This is a genomic window from Microcella sp., from assembly GCF_051860105.1.
Lineage (GTDB): Bacteria > Actinomycetota > Actinomycetes > Actinomycetales > Microbacteriaceae > Microcella.
On the sequence record NZ_JBHYEO010000048.1, the window covers coordinates 1 to 1942 of the forward strand.

The window sequence follows — 1942 nt, forward strand, 5'->3', positions numbered from 1 at the left end:
GGGGCAGGCGGCGCGCGCGATCGGCGCCGAGGTCGACGTGCTCGCCCACGCGCCGTTCAGCGAGGTGCTGCCGTCGGCGGTCATTGAGCAGGCCGTGAGCCAGGGGCAGCGCTGGGTCTCGACGCTCGCGATCCACGAGTCGGCTGAGCGGGCGACCGCGGTCGCCAACGTGCGGGCCTTCCGGGCCGCCGGCGGAGAACTGCTCTACGGCAGCGATCTCGGCAACGGCGAGCAACCGCTCGGGCTCAACCCCGCCGAGCTCGCGGCGCTCGCCGAGGCCGGCCTCGACGAGACGGCCGTGCTGCGCGCCCTCGTCGGCGGCTTCGGCCGCGGCCGCTGGAAGAAGCGGGTGACCTGGATGCCCGCGCGCCCGGCCGCTGTGACCGATCTCGTCGGCGCGGTGTCGCTGGGCGTCGGCGACCTCGAGGGTGCCGGCGGCTGAGGCCCGTCACCTTTCCGGAGCGAATCGCGCGCTTATCTCGCAATACACGGTGTTCGCCGCTTCCGTGGATACACACGCCTCATCGATGAGGCGGCGATCGCCGAGCGGCTCCGGCAGTTCCACCACGTACTCGACCTGGTCATTGCCCGGGCAGCCTGCCGCACCCGTTTGCAGAGGGCTCACAGTGAAGGCATTGGCAATGTCGGTCGGTGAGACGGTCACGCGCGGGGGTTCACCTCGCCGGCAACCGGAGCGCTCACCTGGACGCCGTCGGGAGGCGTCGCCGTGGTCACGGGCGCATCGACCGCGACGCATCCGGTGAGCGCCCCGATGACCATGGCCTTCATCGCGGTCAATCCCCGCTTCGCCATTCTGCCTCCAGCGCGGTCGCACAGACGATCGATGCCCGGCCCTCGGTCTGTCCCTCCCGCGCCCGTCAGGCTTCCACAACTTCGGAGTGGGAGCGCCGTTTCTCCTTCCGAAGTTGTGGAAGGCGCGGAGATGGAAGACAGCAGACCGGCACGCGGGAGTCCGAGAGGGAAACGGACGAGCCTGCAGCGATGACGCGCGGGCGTGAGCCGCGTCAGCCCTGGATGACCGGGGCGCCCCAGCCGTCGTAGTCGCCGTGGTGGGCGGCGATGACGGCGAAGACCTCTTCGACCATGCGGTCGGCCGTCTCGACGTCGACCGTGGCGACCTTCGCGGCGCGCAGCGTGCCGCGGAACAGCATGCGCCGGGTCACCGTGACGCCGTAGCCGAGCTTCTCGAGGGCGGCGCCGGCGGCGCGGGCGTCTTTGATGCCGGCGAAGTTGGCGAAGTGCTCGACCTCGCGCGGTTCATCGACGTTGTCGCGCATCTTGATGCGCTGACTGAACTGCTCGACGTTGCAGGTCAGGTGCGACTGGATATCACCCACCTGCGAGATGCTAGACGGCTTTCCTATAGAACGCACATCGGGCGCGCGTCGGGCTACCCCTCGAGCAGCGGGGTGGTGCGGTAGGCGATCAGCTCTTTCAGCACGATCGACGTCGCCGTGCGGCGGATGCCGGGGCAGCGCAGGATGCGCTGGCCCACCGCGTAGAGGTCGTCAGTGTCGCGTGCGACCACCTGGCACAGCAGGTCGTTCTGGCCCGAGGTGGCGACGCACTCGACGATCGTCGGAATCTCGCGCAGCGCGACCATCGCCTCGTCGAAGCGGTCTTGATCGACCTCGGCCGTCACGATGGCCCGGATGCTGTACCCGAGCGCTTCGGGCGGCACCGTCACGCTCTGCGGTCGCAGGGTTCTGCCGTCGAAGAGCTGCGCGATGCGGCTCTGCACGGTGCCGCGCGCGAGCCGCAGCGACTCGGCGAGCCCGCCGACGGTCGCCCGCGGGTCGGCGTCGAGGGCGAGCACGATGCGCCGCGTCGTGGCGTCGAGGATGGTGGCTGATCTGACCATGATGCGCGCCACTCTACGCCGAAGTGTGGTCGAATCGACCAGTTCTCGACGCTGATCTTG

4 protein-coding genes and 1 pseudogene are annotated in these 1942 nt (G+C 69.8%); 1 reads left to right on the forward strand and 4 read right to left on the reverse strand.

Features of this window, described 5'->3' with window-relative positions; genetic code table 11:
• Positions 1–442 (forward strand): annotated as a pseudogene (locus tag ACTIE9_RS13340) (hydrolase); the annotation flags it as partial.
• 6 nt (positions 443–448) lie between these two features.
• Here ACTIE9_RS13340 and ACTIE9_RS13345 read toward each other — a convergent pair.
• The 4 genes from ACTIE9_RS13345 to ACTIE9_RS13360 form a co-directional block, all read right to left on the reverse strand.
• Positions 449–664 carry a hypothetical protein gene (locus ACTIE9_RS13345; RefSeq protein WP_439566053.1) on the reverse strand — a complete coding sequence of 72 codons (216 nt, stop codon included), beginning with the start codon at positions 662–664 and terminating at the stop codon, positions 449–451.
• Complete coding sequence (locus ACTIE9_RS13350) at positions 661–798, reverse strand: hypothetical protein (protein ID WP_439566054.1); 138 nt, start codon at positions 796–798, stop codon at positions 661–663. Before ACTIE9_RS13350 ends, ACTIE9_RS13345 begins: the two co-directional genes overlap by 4 nt.
• Positions 799–1025: 227 nt before the next feature.
• A complete protein-coding gene (locus ACTIE9_RS13355) occupies positions 1026–1358 on the reverse strand; it encodes a ribonuclease E inhibitor RraB (RefSeq protein ID WP_439566055.1) in 333 nt (110 codons plus the stop codon).
• Between the two features lie 53 nt (positions 1359–1411).
• A complete protein-coding gene (locus ACTIE9_RS13360) occupies positions 1412–1882 on the reverse strand; it encodes an Lrp/AsnC family transcriptional regulator (RefSeq protein ID WP_439566056.1) in 471 nt (156 codons plus the stop codon).
• Between the last annotated feature and the right edge of the window lie 60 nt (positions 1883–1942).